This is a genomic window from Pseudomonas orientalis, assembly GCF_022807995.1.
GTDB lineage: Bacteria > Pseudomonadota > Gammaproteobacteria > Pseudomonadales > Pseudomonadaceae > Aquipseudomonas > Aquipseudomonas orientalis_B.
In genome coordinates this window covers 1,740,310-1,761,938 of record NZ_CP094351.1, presented here as the reverse complement: position 1 = coordinate 1,761,938, position 21,629 = coordinate 1,740,310, and the positions used below count along the sequence as shown (strand labels likewise).

The 21,629-nt window shown below is 51.5% G+C and carries 20 protein-coding genes; 3 read left to right on the top strand and 17 right to left on the bottom strand.

The annotated features are described in order from the left end of the window. Positions 1–14: 14 nt before the first annotated feature. From wecB to MRY17_RS07735, 13 genes are all read right to left on the bottom strand, one after another. Positions 15–1,142, bottom strand: a complete 1,128-nt coding sequence (gene wecB, locus MRY17_RS07795; protein ID WP_124431994.1) for a non-hydrolyzing UDP-N-acetylglucosamine 2-epimerase — start codon at positions 1,140–1,142, stop codon at positions 15–17. Then, positions 1,135–2,145, bottom strand: a complete 1,011-nt coding sequence (locus MRY17_RS07790) for a nucleoside-diphosphate sugar epimerase/dehydratase (RefSeq protein ID WP_181285514.1) — start codon at positions 2,143–2,145, stop codon at positions 1,135–1,137. Before MRY17_RS07790 ends, wecB begins: the two co-directional genes overlap by 8 nt. Before the next feature lie 16 nt (positions 2,146–2,161). Continuing rightward, positions 2,162–3,019, bottom strand: a complete 858-nt coding sequence (locus MRY17_RS07785; protein ID WP_243353537.1) for a dTDP-4-dehydrorhamnose reductase family protein — start codon at positions 3,017–3,019, stop codon at positions 2,162–2,164. 9 nt (positions 3,020–3,028) lie between these two features. After that, positions 3,029–4,267, bottom strand: a complete 1,239-nt coding sequence (locus MRY17_RS07780) for a glycosyltransferase family 4 protein (protein WP_243353536.1) — start codon at positions 4,265–4,267, stop codon at positions 3,029–3,031. 1 nt (position 4,268) lies between these two features. Then, a complete protein-coding gene (locus MRY17_RS07775) occupies positions 4,269–5,480 on the bottom strand; it encodes a glycosyltransferase family 4 protein (protein ID WP_181285511.1) in 1,212 nt (403 codons plus the stop codon). An 18-nt stretch (positions 5,481–5,498) separates the two neighbouring features. Then, positions 5,499–6,614 (bottom strand): EpsG family protein, encoded by a 1,116-nt coding sequence (locus tag MRY17_RS07770; protein WP_181285510.1) that lies wholly within the window; start codon positions 6,612–6,614, stop codon positions 5,499–5,501. Beyond that, complete coding sequence (locus tag MRY17_RS07765) at positions 6,614–7,894, bottom strand: O-antigen translocase (RefSeq protein WP_243353535.1); 1,281 nt, start codon at positions 7,892–7,894, stop codon at positions 6,614–6,616. The genes MRY17_RS07770 and MRY17_RS07765 overlap by 1 nt, the downstream gene beginning before the upstream one ends. Beyond that, the gene (gene rffA / locus MRY17_RS07760; RefSeq protein WP_191952975.1) at positions 7,878–9,023 is read right to left on the bottom strand and encodes a dTDP-4-amino-4,6-dideoxygalactose transaminase; all 1,146 of its coding nucleotides are present in this window, start codon (positions 9,021–9,023) and stop codon (positions 7,878–7,880) included. The genes MRY17_RS07765 and rffA overlap by 17 nt, the downstream gene beginning before the upstream one ends. Next, a complete protein-coding gene (locus MRY17_RS07755; protein ID WP_181285507.1) occupies positions 9,007–9,579 on the bottom strand; it encodes an acyltransferase in 573 nt (190 codons plus the stop codon). Before MRY17_RS07755 ends, rffA begins: the two co-directional genes overlap by 17 nt. Before the next feature lie 272 nt (positions 9,580–9,851). Then, complete coding sequence (locus tag MRY17_RS07750; protein WP_191952976.1) at positions 9,852–11,126, bottom strand: Wzz/FepE/Etk N-terminal domain-containing protein; 1,275 nt, start codon at positions 11,124–11,126, stop codon at positions 9,852–9,854. Between the two features lie 445 nt (positions 11,127–11,571). Further along, positions 11,572–11,817, bottom strand: a complete 246-nt coding sequence (locus tag MRY17_RS07745; protein WP_191952977.1) for a lipopolysaccharide assembly protein LapA domain-containing protein — start codon at positions 11,815–11,817, stop codon at positions 11,572–11,574. 20 nt (positions 11,818–11,837) lie between these two features. Beyond that, entirely contained in the window at positions 11,838–12,134 is a 297-nt protein-coding gene (gene ihfB / locus MRY17_RS07740; RefSeq protein WP_181285504.1) for an integration host factor subunit beta, read from the bottom strand. A 131-nt stretch (positions 12,135–12,265) separates the two neighbouring features. Then, positions 12,266–12,550, bottom strand: a complete 285-nt coding sequence (locus tag MRY17_RS07735; RefSeq protein WP_181285503.1) for a hypothetical protein — start codon at positions 12,548–12,550, stop codon at positions 12,266–12,268. A 428-nt stretch (positions 12,551–12,978) separates the two neighbouring features. On the opposite strand from MRY17_RS07735, the gene MRY17_RS07730 reads away from it, so the two are divergent. Genes MRY17_RS07730 through MRY17_RS07720 form a run of 3 tightly spaced genes read left to right on the top strand, consistent with a single transcriptional unit; the run spans position 12,979 to position 15,683 of the window. Beyond that, positions 12,979–14,226 (top strand): hypothetical protein, encoded by a 1,248-nt coding sequence (locus MRY17_RS07730; RefSeq protein ID WP_243353534.1) that lies wholly within the window; start codon positions 12,979–12,981, stop codon positions 14,224–14,226. A gap of 39 nt (positions 14,227–14,265) precedes the next feature. Continuing rightward, positions 14,266–15,273, top strand: a complete 1,008-nt coding sequence (locus tag MRY17_RS07725) for a glycosyltransferase family 2 protein (protein WP_243353533.1) — start codon at positions 14,266–14,268, stop codon at positions 15,271–15,273. An 8-nt stretch (positions 15,274–15,281) separates the two neighbouring features. Further along, on the top strand, positions 15,282–15,683 hold the full coding sequence (locus MRY17_RS07720) for a GtrA family protein (RefSeq protein WP_181285500.1): 402 nt from the start codon (positions 15,282–15,284) through the stop codon (positions 15,681–15,683). 101 nt (positions 15,684–15,784) lie between these two features. Here MRY17_RS07720 and rpsA read toward each other — a convergent pair whose 3' ends face one another. From rpsA to hisC, 4 genes are all read right to left on the bottom strand, one after another. After that, positions 15,785–17,470 (bottom strand): 30S ribosomal protein S1, encoded by a 1,686-nt coding sequence (gene rpsA, locus MRY17_RS07715; RefSeq protein ID WP_065886412.1) that lies wholly within the window; start codon positions 17,468–17,470, stop codon positions 15,785–15,787. A 119-nt stretch (positions 17,471–17,589) separates the two neighbouring features. After that, complete coding sequence (gene cmk, locus MRY17_RS07710) at positions 17,590–18,279, bottom strand: (d)CMP kinase (protein ID WP_012722932.1); 690 nt, start codon at positions 18,277–18,279, stop codon at positions 17,590–17,592. Continuing rightward, complete coding sequence (locus MRY17_RS07705; protein WP_243353922.1) at positions 18,276–20,486, bottom strand: bifunctional prephenate dehydrogenase/3-phosphoshikimate 1-carboxyvinyltransferase; 2,211 nt, start codon at positions 20,484–20,486, stop codon at positions 18,276–18,278. Before MRY17_RS07705 ends, cmk begins: the two co-directional genes overlap by 4 nt. Positions 20,487–20,514: 28 nt before the next feature. Continuing rightward, entirely contained in the window at positions 20,515–21,627 is a 1,113-nt protein-coding gene (gene hisC, locus MRY17_RS07700) for a histidinol-phosphate transaminase (protein ID WP_181285498.1), read from the bottom strand. Positions 21,628–21,629: the final 2 nt, after the last annotated feature.

Here is a 21,629-nt window from a genome sequence, read left to right as displayed (position 1 = left end):
ACCAATCTCCTTGTTTAGGATTTAGACCAAACGGTGCGATTAATGTAATCGGTATAACTGTGCACAATGCGCACGACTTTTTTGGAGACAGCTCCCCCCAAATAATCACCTACTACCGACATCACTCGCTCACCCCGAACATGCTGGCTGGTCACGACCCTGACAGCGTTCAGCACGCGATCAGTCGTCAGGCCACACATGATAAGCGTGCCTTCATCCATGCCTTCAGGCCGCTCGTGAGCGTTGCGAATCGTCACCGCCGGCAAGTTCAACAACGACGCCTCTTCAGTGATGGTTCCGCTGTCGGACAGAATGCAGAAAGCTTCCATCTGCAACTTGATGTAGTCCAGCAAACCGAAAGGTTTGACGAAGCGAATCAGCGGATGGTCAAGCGACTCACCCAACGCTTCAAGGCGCTTACGCGTCCTTGGGTGGGTGGAAACAATAATAGGTAGCTTGTACTCGTCAGCCAGTGCTTTCAGCGAGCCGATCAGATCCCGAAGATTATCCGGAGTATCTACGTTCTCTTCACGATGCGTGCTGACAATAAAGAAGCCACCGGAGGTCAGCCCTTCACGAGACAGTACATCCGATGCTTGGATCTTGGGCATGTAGAAGTCCAGGACTTCTGCCATGTGCGACCCGGTCTTGATGATCGTTTCCGGGCGCACGCCCTCATCGAGCAGATAGCGACGGGCGTGCTCGGTCAGCACCATGTTTATATCGCTGAGGTGATCGAGAACCTTGCGATTCAACTCCTCGGGCACGCGCTGGTCAAAACAACGGTTACCCGCTTCCATATGGAAAACCGGTATCTTTCTGCGCTTGGCAGAAATGACAGCCAGGCAAGTATTCGTATCGCCGTAAAGCAGGAGTGCGTCCGGCTTTTCCGACTCGAACAGCTCATCCGATTTAGCGATAACCTGGGCGATCGTCTGGGCCGCGGTATCGCCTACGGCGCCCAGGAAATGATCGGGTTTGCGGATATCCAGATCGTCAAAAAAGACCTGATTAAGCTCATAATCGTAGTTCTGGCCGGAATGCACCAGAATATGATGGGTCTGTTTGTCCAGTTCGGCGATCACGCGGCTCATTTTGATGAGTTCCGGGCGAGTGCCTACCAGCGTCATGACTTTAAGCATTAAGTTGCTCCCGAACAAACTCCAACTTCATCAGCAGCGCTTTAACACCCTCGACATCCAGGCGCTCAGTGTTATGCGACGTATAATCGTCCAACTCGGAAATATGCGTTTCACCTTCTACGAAATATTTCTCGTAGTTCAGGTCGCGATTGTCTGCAGGGATACGGTAGTAACGCCCCATGTCTTCGGCCTTGGCCATTTCTTCCCGAGAAATCAACGACTCGTAAAGCTTCTCGCCATGACGCGTGCCGATCACTTTGATCGAATTCATGCAGTTGAACAGCTCTTTGAGCGCTTGAGCCAAATCTTCGACCGTCGATGCAGGCGCCTTTTGTACGAAAATATCGCCTTGCTCGGCATACTCAAAGGCATGCAAAACCAAATCAACCGAATCCTCAAGTGACATCAGGAAACGAGTCATATTGGGGTCCGTTACCGTCAGTTCACCGCCCTGCTTCAACTGATTGATGAACAAGGGGATCACCGAACCTCGGGAAGCCATAACATTGCCGTAACGCGTGGAACAAATGACAGGACCGTTTTGCGGGATCATGCGGGACTTGGCCACGACGAGCTTTTCCGCCATCGCTTTGGAGATACCCATGGCATTGATTGGATACACTGCTTTATCAGTACTGAGCACCACCACGCGTTCTACATTGTTGGCAATCGCCGCGTTAAGCACGTTTTCCGTGCCCATCACGTTGGTTTTGACAGCCTCCATCGGGTAAAACTCGCACGAAGGAACTTGCTTGAGCGCCGCGGCGTGAAAGATATAATTGACGCCAACCATCGCCTGGGAAATGCTCGCATAGTCACGTACATCGCCGATGTAAAACTTTACCTTGTCGTTACCCAGCGCAATACGCATGTCTTCTTGTTTTTTTTCGTCACGACTGAATACGCGGATCTCTTTAACATCGGTATCAAGAAATCGCTTCAGCACGGTATTACCGAAAGAACCAGTACCACCGGTGATCATTAAAACTTTGTTGTCGAACATCTATAAAATCTCCTAATTATCGCTGAGCGCGCATAAATTGAATAAGGTCTGGCCAGGCAGGCGGGACATAGCCTACCGCTTGGCGGAATCGCGTAGAGTCCAGAGATCGGTCAATCGCTAATTGATCATCTGGCACGATGTCGATTTTCTTTTCATAAATCTTCGCGATTTCATTCAGCAATGTGAATTTATCGATAGGCTCAGCGGAAACATGATAGAGACCGAACAGCTCAGGATGTGGTATCACGAAATCGCTGATGATGCGGGCGAGTTCTGACGTCGGCACACCGGAAAATATGGCTTTCGTAAAACCTTTTACGGCACCTTCCTGGGACAGGAACCAGTCTACCAGGGAGGCATTGCTTGCCAGCTCGTGGCCGATGATCGAGGTGCGCAGGGTGATGGCGTGGGGTTGGTCCTGGATTTCGCCAATAAACTTGGACTTTCCGTACAAGTCGACCGCGTCTGAAATATCAGATTCCAGATACATTCCCTTCTCGCCGGTAAAGACGCAGTCGGTACTGATGTGGACAAGTCGGGCACCGGTCAGCGCGCACAACTTCGAGAGACGATGTGGCAACATCGAATTGAGGGGCAACGTCGACAGCGGATCCTTGGCCAGCGCCAACTGCTTGATCAAGCCCACGCAGTTGATAACGATATCCGGACGTGCCTGCTCGAAAACACCGACCAATGCTTCATAATCCAGAACATCCACATCTGAATAGAAACTACCCGCGTACCGCTCGTCGAAGTACTTAGCCCCCCCTTTACCACGCATAGTGCCAAATACACTATGTGAGGTATGGCTGGCGATGTACTTGAAAACAGCACTTCCGAGCATCCCTGTCACACCCAGCACTAAAATCTTCATATTGGATCTCTACGTATTTTCAATTCGATCTTTAATGATTTCGACCAAGCGAAGGCATTGGCTCTTCATTTCGTAATTATCACAGAAAAACCGATACCCTGCGGCCCCGTAGGCGCTTCTTTTTTCGGGCTCGCTGCGATAAATTTCTTCGATATTACTCGCGAGCGCGGCAGCGTCACCCGCAGCAGAGCAAAGGCCGGCACCCGCGAGTTGCACGACCCTCGCACCCTCGCCGTCCAGGGCAGCCAGGATCGGCTTCCCTGCTGCCATATAGGCCTGCACCTTGCTGGGAATGGTCAGCGTGAAGATTTCGTCCTTTTTAAGCGTCACCAGCAAGGCTTCACTTTTGGCGAACAATTCCGGCATCGATTCAGGAGGTAAACGCCCTACCAATTCCAGGTTATCCAGTGCATGGAGACGCTTCTGCTCATGCATCCACTCAAGACGACTGCCACTGCCAACCACCACGATCTTGCAACTAAGATGGGTCAGGGCTTTCGCCGCGTCGACAATAGTTTCCAGTGATTGCGCAAACCCAAGGTTACCCGCAAAGACTATGCAAAAGTGCGACGTTAACAGTTGATTTATTTCATCAGGCAAAACACTGGCAGCCCCAACCGGCAGCGCGGGCGACAGCCGATAAGAGTTGGGGTAATAAACCAGCTTGCGTCTATCTACATACTGTTCGGCGGACGATATAAATGCTTCAGACTGTACCAATACCGTATCGGTTTTGGCATATATAAACCGAACCAGCAAACCCACGGCTTTGAGCGCCCAGTGATTTTTTATAAACCCGGTTGCCTTCAACGTTTCGGGCCACAGGTCCTGCACCCAGACCATCAGGTGCGCATTCGTAGAGCGCTTCAATACGATCGCGGGGATCGCCGCCGTGATAGGAGACACCGCGAACACAATGATAGCGTCAAATTTTTTGCCCGCATTTTGCTTGGGAAAATATTTGATGCCATTGAATACGAATGACATATAGTTAAGGATCAGGTTCTTTGCACCACCTGCATAACGCGGCCTTAAAGGTGCACGATGGACCTTTATTGAATCCTTATAAAGATGCTCGCTGCACGAAGCGCTGTCGTAGCCCTTGTAGGTATTACCATCCGGATAATTAGGCTGCCCCGTAAATACTTCTACTGTATGACCCAGCAACGCCAGCTCTTCGACAATATCATTGATGATAAAGCTCTCAGGATAAAAATACTGAGTCACAATTGCTATATTTAGAGACATGTCAGCTCACACTATCGAATCTGGACTTTAGCGCTTTAGGCCCTAAAAAAATCACAGACTTAACAAATGACAACAACGCGACCCAGCGGTTAATTTTGATATCAAACCGAGGGGTGCGATTAGATTTCTCTACAAACTGAGCAGACGTTTCCACAATGTCAAAAAGCTTGGCCTTCTTTCTGTGAAGCTCGGAAACTTGCATATACTCGGACGCGTTCATCGCGTGTAGCATCGCAATGGTATCAAAAATCCCCACGCGGTTGGTGGTGGCAGACTCCTCATTGTAGGAGTACCCCGCAACATCCGAGAAAAGACCACACGTAAGCGGGCGCTCAATCGACTCGATTCCGACGACAGAAGGAATGCCTGCTGCCGAGGCCTCGATAATCGTGGTGCCTGAACCTACAAAGCAAAAAGCCCCATCCAGAATAGACGGAAGCTGCGCGTAATCGACCTCACCACAAAAATGTACATGTGCACCGACACCGTGCGACTCTGCCAACGCCATCAGCGCGATGCGCTCTGGCCCATCACCATAGATGAAATACTCAAAATCGGCCAACTTGCGAAGCTCCGCCAGCTGCGAGATGACATGGCGATTATAGATTTTAAAGTCAACCAAGCGACCGACTGAGACTATGCGCAACGACGATTGGAGCGGCTGGCGAGCGCTGTAGCTTTCAAAAGAAATGCCAAGGGGAAGAATATCAAGGCTCGATAACTCGGCACCGCTGAACTCCGCGGCCATTTCAGCGGTTCGTTCGTTAGGAAACAAAGTGAGCTGAACATTGCGATCATACAACGCCAACATCTTTTTCCGGAAATAAATGTTACGGTCGCGCCACCAGGCTATTTCCTTCGAATGATAAATACCTACACTGACCGACGTAACATCCAGTTGATCTCGATTCAAATAAACATATGCCAACGTGAGCAGGTCCACGGCGTGAACAATGTCATATTTCTTTTCATCTTTCTTTGCCGGTAACAGTGCATTTACCCAACTGGACGCGGACAAGAACGGAACATGCTCGACGATATTGACTGTCGCGTGCTGGGAGAGTTCGGTGAACAGTCCCTGATCATATTTATTGGACAGCAACGTCACCGTAACGGAATGCCCGGACAGCTTGAGATATTTGGCCAACCTGACCACGTATGTCTCAACCCCCCCAATGGCGAGCCCTCCCATGACAAACAATATGTTTTTCATACACCCCTCAACCACAATCTATAGGAAATCAAAAAACACTTCAGAACCACCTGACCACCCGGAATTACTACTGAGGTTCAGGTACAGGGTTGCAAAGGTATACGCGGCCACTATCAAGAAGCCTAATTTTCTGCCACACACATGCACGGCGATCATGGGGATCAGCACGTATTCGAACATTGAAATACTGGCATAACCGCGACCTGCCAGGATCGCGAAATCGCCAAGAACGATGCGCAAAAAGGCGGCACAGTAAAAAATGCAGAAAATCAGATTAAAACTCTGATAGCGATTTTCCATCTTTTTCCAACAGGCAAGACCCGCGATGATGACCAATAAATTCTTGATATTCACCATATCAAAAAGCGGCAACGCGTAACTGTACATATCCGCATTAAGATAGAGTTCGATTTTATCGCCTACAAAACCGAAGAGCGCCATTTGACGCAACACAGATTTAAAGTCGATCGTTGCGGATATCAGTATCAGCAACGCACTCACAATCAGGTATAAACTGCGTTTTGGCCGAAAAAAATACAGCCCCACGGGCACAATAAAAAACACGGATGACACATGAACTAACGTCGCTGCCACGATCAGCGCCGCCATCATTTTATACTTTTGCCGATCCAGATAGGTCGCGGCGACAAACAATAAGCCGGACGCCAGGCCCAAACGGATTGCATTGAGCTCTTTCGCCAAGTAAAAGTGGGTGAAGTAGACCAGTACCGCCAACGCAAAGTAAGGCGAAAAATATCTTATGCTGCGGACATTTAATGTAACGGCAGCCAACGAGCTGAAGCCAAATAGCACTATTGAGTTTTTGCCCAGAGCCGCCAATATCGACAGAAACATGAAAAAACCAAACTCGACATTAAATGTCGCATAGCTATAATCGCAATATGCATTCTTGCAGTCCAATACCGAGGGTATTTGAAACAGCATTTCGAGATATGCGGCATCATCGCTGCCAACACCTACGGCCCTGAATGTCGCCAATAAAATAAGCGGAATAGCCATCAGTACCGAAACGACTGCCGTGGGTAATTTTCTATTACTTAAGGTATCGAATGCCGCCACTAAGACTAAGAAGCCATATGCCAAGTACAGCGGAAGGCTGAATTCCAATTCCATTATCTTCGCGCCCAGCAGGCGAAGCCGACCACGCAGATGACAAAAAATATGATGTAGGCCATCATATAAGAGTACATCACGCCGTAAATGCCACCGATGTTTTTCCCCAGTGAAAAAGTCAGGCCCACAAAAAGTAGCGCTTGAACAATTTCAGACAATATATATAGCTTGGTTGCGGCCTTGGCCACTGCCACGAAACCGATCACATAAGCCGACACCTTGAAAAAATCACCCACCAACTGAAAGATTATATAATTTTCAAGTTCATTAAACTCGGCAGATAGCAGCAATGGGATGAAGAAGTGGCGCCCGAAATAAAGCACACTGCCACCGACGAGGAAGCCTGCCATTACCAGCAGCATAAATTTGATGACTTGCCGTGTTATTGCGCTTTTCTCTCGTGTCGCAGAAATGAGTGGCATATAGTAGGAGGCTAGAAAAACGCTGAAAAACCCAATATAAGCGCTTGATAGCTTAATGCTCCCCTGCCATATGCCAGCTTCACTATACCCAACCTCGGTAATCAGCGACTCCCTGATGACGATCTCCACAACAGGAAACATGACCGCGCTGACCAGTAGCATCAGCCCAAATCTGGCAAAACCTTTGCCTATGCCTGGATCATATTTTCGCCACTTGATCATTCTGATCAGCGGCATGCCTTTGATAAAAAACAAAGAAACAATAATCGGCATGACAAAGATCGCAAGCATCGCAATCGCGGCACCTGGCATCTTATAGCTGGAAATCAAAAACCATATGAGGGGAAGTGCCAGGATATTTGAAACAACCTGCACAACCGCATTCACATTCAGTTTCCCGAGCCCATTGAAGAACCCGGAAAAAAGAATATTGAATGCAAACGCCAACTGAGCCACGGCAAGGCACAGGATCACCCAGTAAAAGCGAGACTCTCCGAATACCAGAGCCGATATTTTCTCGGAGAATAAAAACAGGGCCACCAAGACAAGCAAGGAGGCTCCCAAGGCATAGAAAACCGAGGTGGAAAACAGCCTGTGCAGCTTGAACTTGCTGTCTTTGAACTCGGCTACATATTTGATGACGCCGTGCCCTAAGCCCCCTCCGGCCAACAAAACCGCGATGGAGACCAAGCTCATAAAATGTCCCAGTTTCCCTAAGCCATCTGCCCCCAAATACAGAGCAATCAGCTTAAGAATGCAGAAACCTACCAGGATTTTTGATGCTTGAGCGGCGCTCGTAAAAAAAGCGCCAGCCAGCAGTCCCCCTCGCTTTTCTCTCAATTTACCGACCGGCGGCATTAACTGCACCTATAACAGAATCAATGACGTGCTTGATTTCAACTTCTGACATCCCGTACCAGACCGGCAGACGAATGAGACGCTCACTTTCCTTGGTGGTGAAGCGATCTTCGCCATTGAAACGTCCCAGCAAAACGCCTGCCGGAGCACTGTGCAGAGGCACATAGTGAAAGACCCCACCCACGCCGGATGCGTTCAGGTGTTTAAGCACTGCGGTGCGGGCAGCGATGTCTTTAACCTTGATATAAAACATGTGCGCGTTAGCTACACAGTCTTCGGGAATAGACGGTGTTTCGATTGTGCCGGCAGCGACCAGATCTTTAAAAGCAGTGTTGTAGCGATTCCAAATGTTGCATCGGAATTCATTAATCGCATCCGCGCGTTCCAATTGACCGAACAGGTACGCGGCCTGAAGCTCACCAGGCAGATAGCTGCTGCCAATATCCACCCATGTGTATTTATCAATCATCCCTCTGAAAAATTGACTACGGTTAGTGCCTTTTTCACGAATAATTTCAGCACGCCCGATAAAGCGCTCGTCATTAATCAGCAGCAAGCCACCCTCGCCGCCACTGGTATAGTTTTTTGTTTCATGAAAACTATACGCCGCCAAATGACCAATAGTGCCCAACTTGCGCCCTTTATAGGTGGACATCATGCCCTGTGCCGCGTCCTCGACAACAAACAACTTATGGCGCTGCGCAATGTCCATGATGACATCCATTTCGCACGCCACACCTGCATAATGAACAGGTACGATGACTTTGGTTTTCGCGGTGATGGCCGCCTCGATCAGGGTTTCATCGATATTCATCGTATCCGGACGAATATCCACAAATACAATTTTGGCCCCACGCAGAACAAAGGCATTCGCCGTACTTACGAATGTATAGCTGGGCATGATCACTTCATCGCCCGGCTGTATATCAACCAATATTGCCGCCATTTCAAGCGCTTGGGTGCAGGATGGCGTCAACAATGCTTTCCTGCACGAAAAAGTCTCCTCGAACCAACGCTGGCAACTTATCGTGAAGTCTCCATCGCCGGACATCTTCGCGCTGCGCATGGCCCGCGTGACGTATTGATCCTCATTACCGGTATAAGGCGGCTTATTAAAGGGAACTTTCATCGAACTCACCATAAAATTCTTTTTCTAATTGAAGTAAATCTTTCTTACGTTCTTTGACACGTTTTGCGGGTACGCCTGCATAGACACCCCACGCGTCAGTAGGTTTTGTAACAAGCGCCATAGCGCCTACGGCGCAGCCTTCAGCCAGTGTCACACCTGGAAAAATAACGGCGCCCGCGCCCACGATGACGTGCTTATGTACATGCACCGCAGAAAACAACTCATTCTTGAATTTTTTTGGAATTAAGGAGTTGGTTAACGTCTCACCGCTGTAATCATCCGACTGAGAAAATATCTTGACGCCATACGCCAACGTACAGAAGTCCTCAAATACAATACCCGGTGTTCCACCGGCGATAAGGCACATCGGCGTTATATGATTGAAGCGGCCGAATTTGATTTTTCCTGAAATGACACAAAAATCATCAATTCTCGAAAAATCGCCTATCTCAATTTGATCGGCATTATAAATGCTGGCTCGATCGCTGATTTTCACATCTTTACCAAGCTTCTTGAACCCGATCAGGGCCAGCTGCTCGTTGGTTAAATACGCCATAAATCTCTCCACACCTAGCCGATACTGCCAGCAACCTTACGCTTGATTCTGCAGCTGGACGCTGCTGACAGGCGCATCAAAATGTATAAGCGATTTTAAACTCGTTTTTCTCGTCGCAATAGCATAATCACCTGCAGCAACCCAACAAATCAGGCAAATTTCAGACTCGGCACAAATGCAAGGCGACTGGCCATCATTTGCCACGAATGAAACCCGCGTTTTTGCTGCCGTGGGCCAGCAAAGTTAGCGCCTGTCGAGGTAGACAGACGTATTTACGCATGCTTCCTGGAACGAAAAAAACTGGAAAAGAGTGCGAAGGCAATACCCAGAACCAAACCAGTGATCAGACCACCGGCGATAACGAGCGCCTTCTTGGGTTTTATTGCACTTAAAGGCTCCATAGCCGCTCGATCAATGGCAACCAGCTTTATACGGCTCATATCGATATTTAAATTACGCAAACGAGCCAATTCCGCACGCAGCGGCTCAACGCCAGCAAGGAATATGTCTTCATTTTCTCGGCGATTGAGCACTTCAACCTGACGATTGGATTGAAGCAATTGCAGCTCCCGGGCAATTTGAGCGATACGCGCTTCAGCGAAATCGTCGGACTTACGTTGGTTGAGCGCTCGCTTTTCCGCCTCAAGCGCTTCTACACCCATGAAGTAAAGAGGTATTTGCTGATTGTTCACCTCAGTACGCATCACACTGGTGGAGCTCACGCGCTCAGCATCTCCCAACGAAGAAGGTGTGCTGGGCTTGTTAATTCCAAGAGATCTGGCAATACCGATAGCCTCATCCAATTGAGCCATGCGATCGACACGCAATGTTTTCAATTGAGCCCGTAGAGCTTTCAATTCATCCAACAATTGGGCGCGCTTTAGATTATCGGCCTCAAGCAACGTAGCTATTTTCGCTTCTTTATCAGTTTCGTAACTCGCTCGCGCGGCGTTAAACTTACCGTCAATTTCGTTAATTCTGTTTTTGACAATGACATCCATATCGGCAGCTATTTGCTTACGCTCACTGGCAATCGCGTACTGTACAAAGTCGTTTAAGATCTTTACACCATCCACGCCTTGCGGATAATTCATTTCAAGTTTGATGTACGCACTCAGCGATTCAGCCTTCTTCAAGTCAGGCACTATTAAACTGATCGAATTACGATTGAACTCTTCAAAACTCTGCTCGAGCGTACGCCCTGGTCGCTCAAACTCGCTGAACAGCTGCTGATTGGCTCTAAAAAAATTCAAGCGCGTTTCGTAGGATTCAAGGGATTCGCCAACTTTTACAAGTGCCTCACTGGGTGGCAACTTATAAACTTCCGAACGGTTTAATGCATCCAATTCATTGATTGCGGCGGGCCTAAGGACACTGCTCACTTGATATTCAGGCGTCGCCAAAAATGCATAAGCGACCGCAAGCAGCGCGACGCCGGAGGTGATTATCAGGACTGTTTTTTTCTGTCGCCAGACGACTTGAAAAAGTGCGAGGAGGTCGACTTCACCAGTCGAGGGCACAGGGGGGGCGCGGAAGCTACTACTCACAACAAAAACCTGCCTTCAATGAGAAACTGCGGGCTCGTTATGCAGACTATCTTGCGTGATTTTTTCCATCAACCGCCCAATGAAACCCAGCTTCGCTGCCTGGCCTTGAGCGCACAAAATGACTGTTCTCGAGAATATGTTGCATTTTGCCATCTCCTCGCTACATTGCAAGACTTGACAAGTCAATGAGACGCGCCTGATATACACGTAGGATACTTCCGTGGAGCAAGCAAGGGCGCGAGCCTTCCCCCCTAAAACTCTCATTATCATTAATCAAAAACAGGATCGTCCCGTAGCTGTTGCCGGAAAAAGCTGCGACCTTAAATCCCGGTATCCATTTATTGGATGTACGTCTGCGCTTGCTACGTAAAAAATGACCAGACTGGTCCGACAAACGGCGCTCCGCGCCGCCGCCAACAATCTTGTCTATCGATACGGCCCGGAGCTAGATCACGCTGCCGGTGTCTTTTTTCCTGCCCCTGCCGGGCTTGAAAAGAAGGGAAACCACTGGGCCCAGTAACAATCCGAGTATCAATGCCAACGTGACGAATACTGAAACAGGCAGAGTTGCGGACGACCACCCCAGAAACGACAGCGAGGCTGGCTGTTGGTTTTCAAGCACAAAGCCTACGGTTACGAGAGCGACGACCGAAGCAATGATGACAGTAAAAATACGCTTGAACTGACGCATGACACACTCCTGGCAAACAATCAGACTGCCTCTTCCTCATCTTCATTCACCCGGTCACGCAACTCCTTGCCAGGTTTGAAATGAGGTACAAACTTACCATCGAGACTGACAGACTGGCCGGTCTTGGGGTTACGCCCTACGCGCGGCGCACGGTAATGCAGCGAAAAGCTGCCGAAGCCGCGGATTTCTATACGATCTCCCGTGGCCAGGCACTGGGACATTTGCTCAAGCATAGTCTTGATAGCCAACTCGACATCCTTGGATGAGAGTAGCCCTTGATGGGTGACAATTCGTTCGATCAACTCCGACTTCGTCATATTTTTCCCTTCTTTTTCAAGTAGCTAGGAAAATCGCTTCGAAGGTTTTAGCATGACCTGATGATTTTGAACAGCCCACCCACTCACTTATCTGCTTGTCTATTCCAAGACAGCCATAAACACCTAAATCGTCAATTACAAATCACCAGCATTGTCCGGGTAAGAGCGCCAGCCGGGTTCCAGCCGAACGGGTAGTCTTCAGCCTCATCCTTTGCCTCACTGGACCGCGCGATGACCTTGTAACCGCGAGCTTTACATTCATGCATCGCGCGCGCATCGCATTTTTCCCACTTGTTCCCCAGACCCGAGCAGTCGATCTCAACACCGCTGCCGGCACGCGTTGCGTGAGTCCTGGCACTGGTAGCAGAGCAGCCTGCAAGCGTCAGCACTGCCAGCATTACAATAAACCGTTTCATTCAACCTCTTATTGAATCCGCAATGTGGAATAGCTTAAGACTATAGCCACTTGTGACCCTGAAGCGGACGCGTTAGTTCTTAGTATTTGAGTCATTGAATTTCAGAGCCGGTAGTAATCAGGGGCTCGATCATCATGATTCACACAGCGCCTCCGGCTCGCCTACCAGGCAAGCACATCGGACGCATCTGCGAATGACTCTGGACAGTCGCGTGCCTGGAGGCACAGTGAATTGCCATTACCTATTGATTCTTCAACCTGGCGCCGACACCGAAGGATGATCTCAGCGAATCATGCCATCGACGCCAAAGCCCGGGATGTGGCGCCACCAAAAGGAGCATCCTCATCGCTCAGCGGGTATAATTAATCTCCAAGTTAAATAGCCGACTATCATTTTTAAAATGAAAACACTCAAGGAATGCAGTAACAATGACGTTATTTAAACCTGCTAAACCAACTGAAAATAATGGCAGGATGCATGATGGAAAGACTTTTGCGCTGCTCCACTCAAGGCACTTTGCACGTTGCGTGGCCTACCTGACGCTTTTAGTCATTTGCGTCGCTTTATTTGAGCCGCTTATCAGCACGCTATCTACAAACGCATTCGACTATGTGACTCACTTGAAGTGGGCAAGCGATATAGAAAACGGTAAAAAATTGATACTGCCTCATCCGCTGTATCACCTCCTTACCATACTCACCACAAAAGCACTTTTCGTCAGCTACCCTCAAGCATCAACAATTGTAATTGTGCTTTCAATATTTTTCCTTGCAGTCTTAAATTACAATATATTGAAAACGGACACGCTGGCGCCGGTCGCCTTACTGTTCTCGGTCTGCCTGCTCGTCATAACCCCTTTGCAGCTATTTTTCCCTATTGATCAGCATCTATACTTCGGTTACATCGGGATAAGCATTTATCACAGCCCTACCATGCTACTGCTGAAGCCGTTGTCCCTTCTGGCATTTTGCTATGCACTCAAGTCAACGGACAGCCCGCAGCATAACAATCTATCCAATGGCCTTGCACTTGCGTTCGCCTTGTTCCTCAGCGGGATTTCAAAGCCTAACTTCTTGATAATCGTCCTTCCTGCCTTTGTGCTCTTCCTGATGATAACCCACAGACTCAAGTCAGCCCTGCTGAGCAAGTATATCTACCTGGCATTTTTTCTGCCGATTATCACCTTGCTCAGCCTGCAGTTCTTTCAAACGTTTTTCTTCCAGGATCTCTCACAAGCCACCGGCACCACGGAAACGCATATCGTTTTTCTACCCTTCGAGACGATGGCCCACTACTCTAATTACTTACTCCCGAAACTTGTGTTATCAATTGCATTCCCGCTACTGACATTTGTGTTCTATCCGAGAGACTTCACACAAGACAAAGCCCTCGTTTTTTCCTGCTGCTGCCTTTTAATGGGTTTGGTACTGACCTATTTTTTTGCAGAAAGCGGTTCAAGAATGTATGACGGAAACTTCTGGTGGAGCGGGCAAATGGGCCTCTATCTGGTGTTCCTGTTCTGCGTCGCATTTCTATTAAAAAACAGAACACATCTGACGTTTCGTAAAATAGACAAATTAAAATATGCATTGTGTTTGATGCTGTTCTTTTTACATGCTTTTTTCGGAATATTCTTTTATCAGCAAGAGCTTTTTTTCAACGCAAAATTTTGGTAACGATTCGCTAACCTAACTCACCAACAAGACCAAAATATCATGTCAGCAAAACTCACATCACCTCACCTCTCAGTGGTCGTTCCAGTTTACAAAGCCGAAAACTCACTGGATGAGCTTTACTCACGCTTAAAATCCTCCCTCGAAGAAATCTCATCTGATTTCGAGATCGTGTTGATAGAAGACTGCGGAGGTGATCGCTCATGGCAGATTATAGAGCGCCTCGCCAACGCGGATCCTAGAGTTCGTGGCATCCAGTTAAGTCGCAACTTCGGTCAGCACTATGGAATCACAGCAGGTCTGGACGCCTGCCGCGGACAATGGGTCGTCGTGATGGATTGCGATCTCCAGGACCGCCCTGAAGAGATTCCCCGCCTCTATGCCAAAGCTCAAGAAGGCTACGATATCGTCCTGGCCCTGAGAGGAAAACGAAGCGATCCTCTTCTTAAGCGGGCGACCTCCTGGCTGTTCTATAAGACGTTCAGCTATCTGGCGGACTTTGAATACAATGGCGACAGCGGAAATTTTCGTATCATTTCGCGTAAAGTAGTCGATAACGTCTGCCGGATGCGTGAGCAACTTCGCTTTTTTGGTGCGCTGGTTCACTGGACAGGATTCGCCAGCACGGGAGTTGAAATCTCTCATGCAGAACGCTTGGACGGAAAAAGCACCTATACGTTTTCAAAGCTCTGGAACTTGGCGATGGAGACGATCATTGCCTATTCAGACAAACCACTGCGGCTTGCGGTAAAGCTGGGTTTTACCATGGCGGCATTGGCTTTTATCTATGGGGCCTACCTGATACTCACCACCCTACTCCACGGTGCGGTTGTACAAGGCTGGACAAGCCTTATGGTTTCGACATTCTTTATTGGCGGTATTGTGATATCGATCCAGGGTATCGTTGGAATATACGTTGGCAAAACATTTGACCAGACTAAAGATCGCCCCTTGTACATTATAGGACAAAAAACTTACGATTTACCTGAAGGTATATCAGGCGCCCATACAGATGACGCTCGGCTCACAACAAGCCTTCAAGAAAAATGAAGAACAAGATGAGTTTTTTTGTCACACCCGCATTTTTGCAGCTGATACGTTATGGCATTGTTGGTCTGGCTAACAATGCCCTGCTGTACGTAGGCTACTTAGCGCTCGTGCATTTCGGAAGCGGTGAAAAGTTGGCAATGTCTTTGATTTATATCATAGGCGTTGTTACCAGCTATGCAGCCAATTATAGATGGACATTCTCCCAAAGAAAGAATCGAGGCGCCTTAGTTCGTTATCTGCAGATGCATTTAACCGGATACCTTATAAACTTTATACTGCTGTACGTGTTCGTCGACAAGTTACTCTACCCACACCAACTTGTTCAAATATTCGCAATCATCATTGTCGCTTTTTTTGGATTTTTTACCTGTAAATACTTTGTCTTTCGCGAGCGTTCGGCGCGCGCATAGTCTACCTCTTGAGGAAGCGTGCTACTCACTGCCCCTCCAGACTAAATCAGCAGGCACAAAAAGGGCGACCGAAGTCGCCCTTTTTTACAGCTTTACAGAACTTAGTTCTGCTTAGCCATTGCTTCGCGCAGCAGGGAGGCCATGGTGGTCTCGCCAGTTGCAGCTGCCGGAGTTTCTTTCAGACTCTGGATAGCTTCTTTCTCTTCCACTTCATCTTTCGACTTGATGGAGAGCTGGATTACGCGGCTCTTGCGGTCAACGCTGATGATCTTGGCTTCTACTTCCTGGCCTTCTTTCAGCACGTTGCGCGCGTCTTCAACGCGGTCACGGCTGATTTCGGAGGCTTTCAGAGTCGCTTCGATATCGTCGGCCAGAGTGATGATGGCGCCTTTAGCGTCAACTTCTTTCACTGTACCTTTAACGATGGCGCCTTTGTCGTTCTCTTGTACGTACTCGGAGAACGGATCGCTTTCCAGTTGCTTGATGCCCAGGGAGATGCGCTCGCGCTCTGGGTCAACCGACAGGATAACGGTGTCCAGCTCGTCGCCCTTCTTGAAACGACGAACAGCTTCTTCGCCAACTTCGTTCCAGGAGATGTCGGACAGGTGAACCAGGCCGTCGATGCCACCGTCCAGACCAATGAAGATACCGAAATCGGTGATCGACTTGATGGTGCCGGAGATTTTATCGCCCTTGTTGAACTGGCCAGAGAAATCTTCCCATGGGTTAGATTTGCACTGCTTGATGCCCAGGGAGATACGACGACGCTCTTCGTCGATGTCCAGAACCATAACTTCCACTTCGTCGCCGACTTGCACGACTTTCGAAGGGTGGATGTTCTTGTTGGTCCAGTCCATTTCGGAAACGTGTACCAGGCCTTCCACGCCTTCTTCCAGCTCAGCGAAGCAGCCGTAGTCGGTCAGGTTGGTAACACGCGCGGTCACGCGGGTGCTTTCTGGGTAACGGGCTTTGATAGCGACCCATGGATCTTCACCCAGTTGCTTCAGGCCCAGGGAAACACGGTTGCGTTCGCGATCGTATTTCAGAACCTTGACATCGATCTCGTCGCCAACGTTGACGATTTCCGATGGATGCTTGATACGCTTCCAAGCCATGTCGGTAATGTGCAGCAGGCCATCGACGCCACCCAGATCGACGAATGCGCCGTAATCGGTGAGGTTCTTGACGATACCTTTGACTTGTTGGCCTTCCTGCAGGGATTCCAGCAGAGCTTCACGCTCGGCGGAGTTCTCTGCTTCCAGGACGCTGCGACGGGAAACGACAACGTTGTTGCGCTTCTGGTCGAGTTTGATGACCTTGAATTCGAGTTCCTTGCCTTCCAGGTGCGTGGTATCGCGCACAGGACGAACGTCGACCAAAGAACCTGGCAGGAACGCACGGATGCCGTTAACGTCGACAGTGAAGCCGCCTTTAACCTTACCGTTGATAACGCCCTTGACCACTTCTTCAGCTGCGAAGGCTGCTTCGAGAACAATCCAGCATTCAGCGCGCTTGGCTTTTTCACGGGACAGCTTGGTTTCACCGAAACCGTCTTCAACCGAGTCCAGAGCAACGTGAACTTCGTCACCGACATTGATTGTCAGATCACCAGCATCGTTGTAGAACTGTTCCAGCGGGATCAGAGCTTCAGACTTCAGACCAGCGTGAACGGTTACCCAGCGAGCTTGGTAATCGATATCAACGATAACACCGGTGATGATGGAGCCTGCCTGAAGGTTCAGGGTTTTTAGGCTTTCTTCAAAGAGTTCCGCAAAGCTTTCGCTCATTTTAATTCCTGTTGATAAGGGCGGAGAATACGCCCATCTCCACACCCCAGACGGTGTGGGTCAGTTTCAATTAAAAGAAGCACCACAGGACTATGACTGGTCCCCTGCGGCCTTCTTGGTCACCCGGCGATATCGCGAATGGCGATCTCGCTCATGATGCGTTCCAGCACCTGCTCGATGGACAACTCCGTTGAATCCAGCTGTATGGCGTCAGCCGCCGGCTTGAGCGGGGCTACCGCACGCTGGGTATCACGCTCATCGCGTGCACGGATCTCATCTAGCAGACTCGACAGACTAACACCATCGACTTTGCCCTTCAACTGCAAGTAACGGCGGCGCGCACGTTCCTCGGCGCTGGCGGTGAGGAAAATCTTCAGCGGCGCCTCGGGAAACACTACCGTGCCCATGTCACGACCGTCGGCCACCAGGCCCGGCGGCTCCTGAAAGGCGCGCTGACGCTGCAGCAATGCATCACGCACGGCGGGCAGCGCGGCAACCTGGGAGGCCCAGGAACCCACTTGTTCGTTACGCAGGTCGTCGGTCACATCGTCGCCTTCGAGAATGATGCGCTGGGGATGACCTTCCGTCGCGCCGACGAACTGGACGTCAAGGTGTGCCGCCAGCAGCTTCAGGGATTCTTCGTTGGTCAGGTCCACGCCATGGTTGCGCGCAGCGAACGCCAGCAGGCGATACAGCGCGCCGGAATCCAGCAGGCACCAGCCCAGGCGCTTGGCCAGGATCCCGGCGATGGTGCCTTTGCCCGAGCCGCTTGGCCCGTCTATGGTAATCACCGGTGCTTTGATATTCACAATTGAGCCTCTTGGGCTACACGCATGCCGACATCGGCACACAGTGTAAGAAAGTTCGGAAAAGATGTAGCGACGTTGGCGCAGTCACGGATACGAATGGGCGCCGCCGCTCGCAACGACGCCACGCTGAACGCCATGGCGATCCGGTGATCGCCATGGGCATGCACCTCGCCGCCGCCTATCGGCCCACCGTCAATGATAATCCCATCAGGTGTCGGTTCACACTTCACACCCAGCGCCAGCAGACCGTCGGCCATGACCTGAATACGATCGGACTCCTTCACCCTCAGCTCCTCGGCACCGCGCAACACGGTCCGCCCCTTGGCGCAGGCAGCGGCAACGAACAGCACTGGAAATTCATCGATCGCCAGCGGCACCAGCGCTTCAGGAATGTCGATGCCTTTGAGCGCAGCGGCGCGCACACGCAAGTCTGCAACCGGCTCGCCACCCACTTCACGCGGGTTTTCCAAGGCAATGTCTGCCCCCATCAGGCGCAGAATATCGATCACCCCGGTACGCGTCGGATTGATACCGACATGTTCAAGCAACAACTCGGAACCCTCGGCAATCGTGGCCGCCACCAGGAAAAATGCCGAGGAGGAAATATCTCCCGGCACTTCTATATGGGTAGCGGTCAACGTTTGCCCGGACTCGACCGATGCCGTCGCGCCCTCCACCACCACCGGGCAACCAAAACCGCGCAACATGCGCTCGGTGTGGTCGCGGGTCGGTGCAGGCTCGGTCACTGCGGTTTTACCCTCGGCATACAGCCCGGCCAGCAACACACAGGATTTCACCTGGGCACTGGCCATCGGCAGTACATAATTGATGCCTTTGAGCGCCTGACCACCGTGAATGGTCAGCGGCGGGCACCCTTGCGGCCCGGTCTCGATCACTGCGCCCATGTCCCGCAACGGCTTGGCCACCCGGCTCATCGGCCGCCTGGACAGCGACGCATCGCCGGTCAATACACTGTCGAAGCGCTGCGCCGCCAGCAGCCCGGACAACAGGCGCATGGACGTGCCGGAATTGCCCAGGTAGATCGGCCCAGGCGCCGGTTTCAAGCCATGCAAGCCCACGCCATGAATCGTCACCCGCCCATGGTGCGGCCCTTCGATCACCACGCCCATGTCGCGAAACGCCTGCAACGTCGCCAAGGCATCCTCACCTTCAAGAAAACCTTCAACTTCGGTCACGCCATCGGCCAATGAGCCCAGCATGATCGAGCGATGGGAGATCGACTTATCGCCCGGCACCCGAATGCGCCCGCTCAAGCGGCCACCTGGACTGGCGATGAAAATCAGTTCGTCAGCATTCACTGCGGATTCCATATAGGCGCGGCGCGCCAGGATCTTGCTGAAGTGCTCACGCGCTACCCGCGCACGGGTGAACACGCCCAACAATTGGTGACCATCGCCCGCATCTACCGCGTCGCGCAAGGCGTCGAGGTCGCTGCGGAACGTGTCCAGAGTGCGCAACACCGCTTCACGGTTGGCGAGGAAGATATCGTGCCACATCACCGGATCGCTGCCGGCAATCCGCGTGAAGTCGCGGAAGCCACCGGCGGCATAGCGGAAAATCTCCAGATTCTCGTTGCGCTTGGCCAACGAATCCACCAGGCCGAATGCCAGCAGATGCGGCAGATGACTGGTCGCCGCCAGCACTTCATCGTGACGCTCGACCTGCATGTGCTCCACATCCGCGCCCAGCTCGCGCCACAACCGGTCCACCACGGCCAAGGCCGCAGGATCGGTCTGCGCAAGTGGGGTCAGGATCACTTTGTGCCGACGAAACAGCTGAGCATTGGACGCCTCCACCCCGCTCTGCTCGGAGCCTGCAATCGGATGGCCAGGCACGAAGCGCGGCGGCATTTCGCCAAACGCCAGTTGCGCCGCGCGCACCACGTTGCCCTTGGCGCTGCCGACATCCGTGAGAATCGCATTGCCCAACTCCAGGCCGGACAAAATTGCCAACAGCTTTTCCATGGCCAGGATCGGCACGGCCAGCTGGATGACGTCGGCGCCCCGGCATGCAATGGCCAGGTCCGCCTCACAGCGATCCACCACCCCAAGCTCAACCGCCAGCTTGCGCGACTGCGGGTCCAGGTCCACGCCGACCACTTCGCCGCACAGGCCGCTCTCGCGCAGGCCTTTGGCGAAGGACCCACCGATCAACCCAAGACCGACCACCACCAGTCGACCGATCATAGGCACAGCAGGTTGCAATGCAGTGACATCAACCACGGGCCAGAACCTTGGCCAACGCCTCCAGGAAGCGGCTGTTCTCAGCCGGCAAGCCGATGGTGATGCGCAGGTGATTCGGCATGCCGTAATTGGCGACCGGGCGCACGATCACGCCTTCGCGCAGCAGCCCCTGGAAGACCGGCGCGGCTTCCTGACCGAGATCGACGCAGATGAAATTCCCCTTGGACGCAATCCAACCCAGGCCCAATTCACGAAAACCATCCTGCAACTGCTGCATGCCGCTTTCATTGAGACGACGGCCTTCTTGCAGGTAGTCGGCATCGTTCAATGCCGCGCAGGCCGCCGCCAGGGCCAGGCTGTTGACGTTAAACGGTTGACGCACACGGTTCAGCACATCGGCGACTACCGCTGTGGACAAGCCGTAGCCGACCCGCAGCGACGCCAGACCATAGGCCTTGGAGAACGTGCGCGACACCAGCAGGTTCGGGTAGGCCGCCAGGAAGTCCAGGCCATCGGGCAGGTCGCTGCCTTCTGCGTACTCGATATAAGCCTCGTCCAGCACCACCAGCACGTCTTCGGGCACGTCCTGCAGGAATTCGTTCAAGGCCTGTTCATCGAACCAGGTACCCGTCGGGTTGTTCGGGTTGGCAATAAACACCACGCGGGTTTGCGCATCGATGGCCGCCAGCATGGCCGGCAAGTCATGGCCCCAGTCTTTGGCAGGAATAACGCGAGCGTCAGCCCCTACGGCCTGGGTCACGATCGGGTAGACCGCAAACGCATGCTCACTGAACACCGCATTCAGGCCCGGCGCCAGGTAGGCTCGACCGACCAGTTCGAGAATGTCATTGGAGCCATTGCCCAAGGTCACTTGATTCAGCTCGACCCGGCATTTTTCCGCCAGCAGCGATTTGAGAGCAAAGCCATTGCCGTCCGGATAGCGGGTCAACTCAGCCAGTTCTTCACGAATCGCCGCCAGCACCTTGGGACTCGGCCCCAGCGGATTCTCGTTACTCGCCAGCTTGACGATTCTGGCCGGGTCCAGATTCAGCTCACGCGCCAACTCGTCCACAGGCTTGCCCGGAACGTAAGGCGACAGTTGTTGCACGCCCGGCTGCGCCAGGGCGAGGAAGTTGCCACTCATGT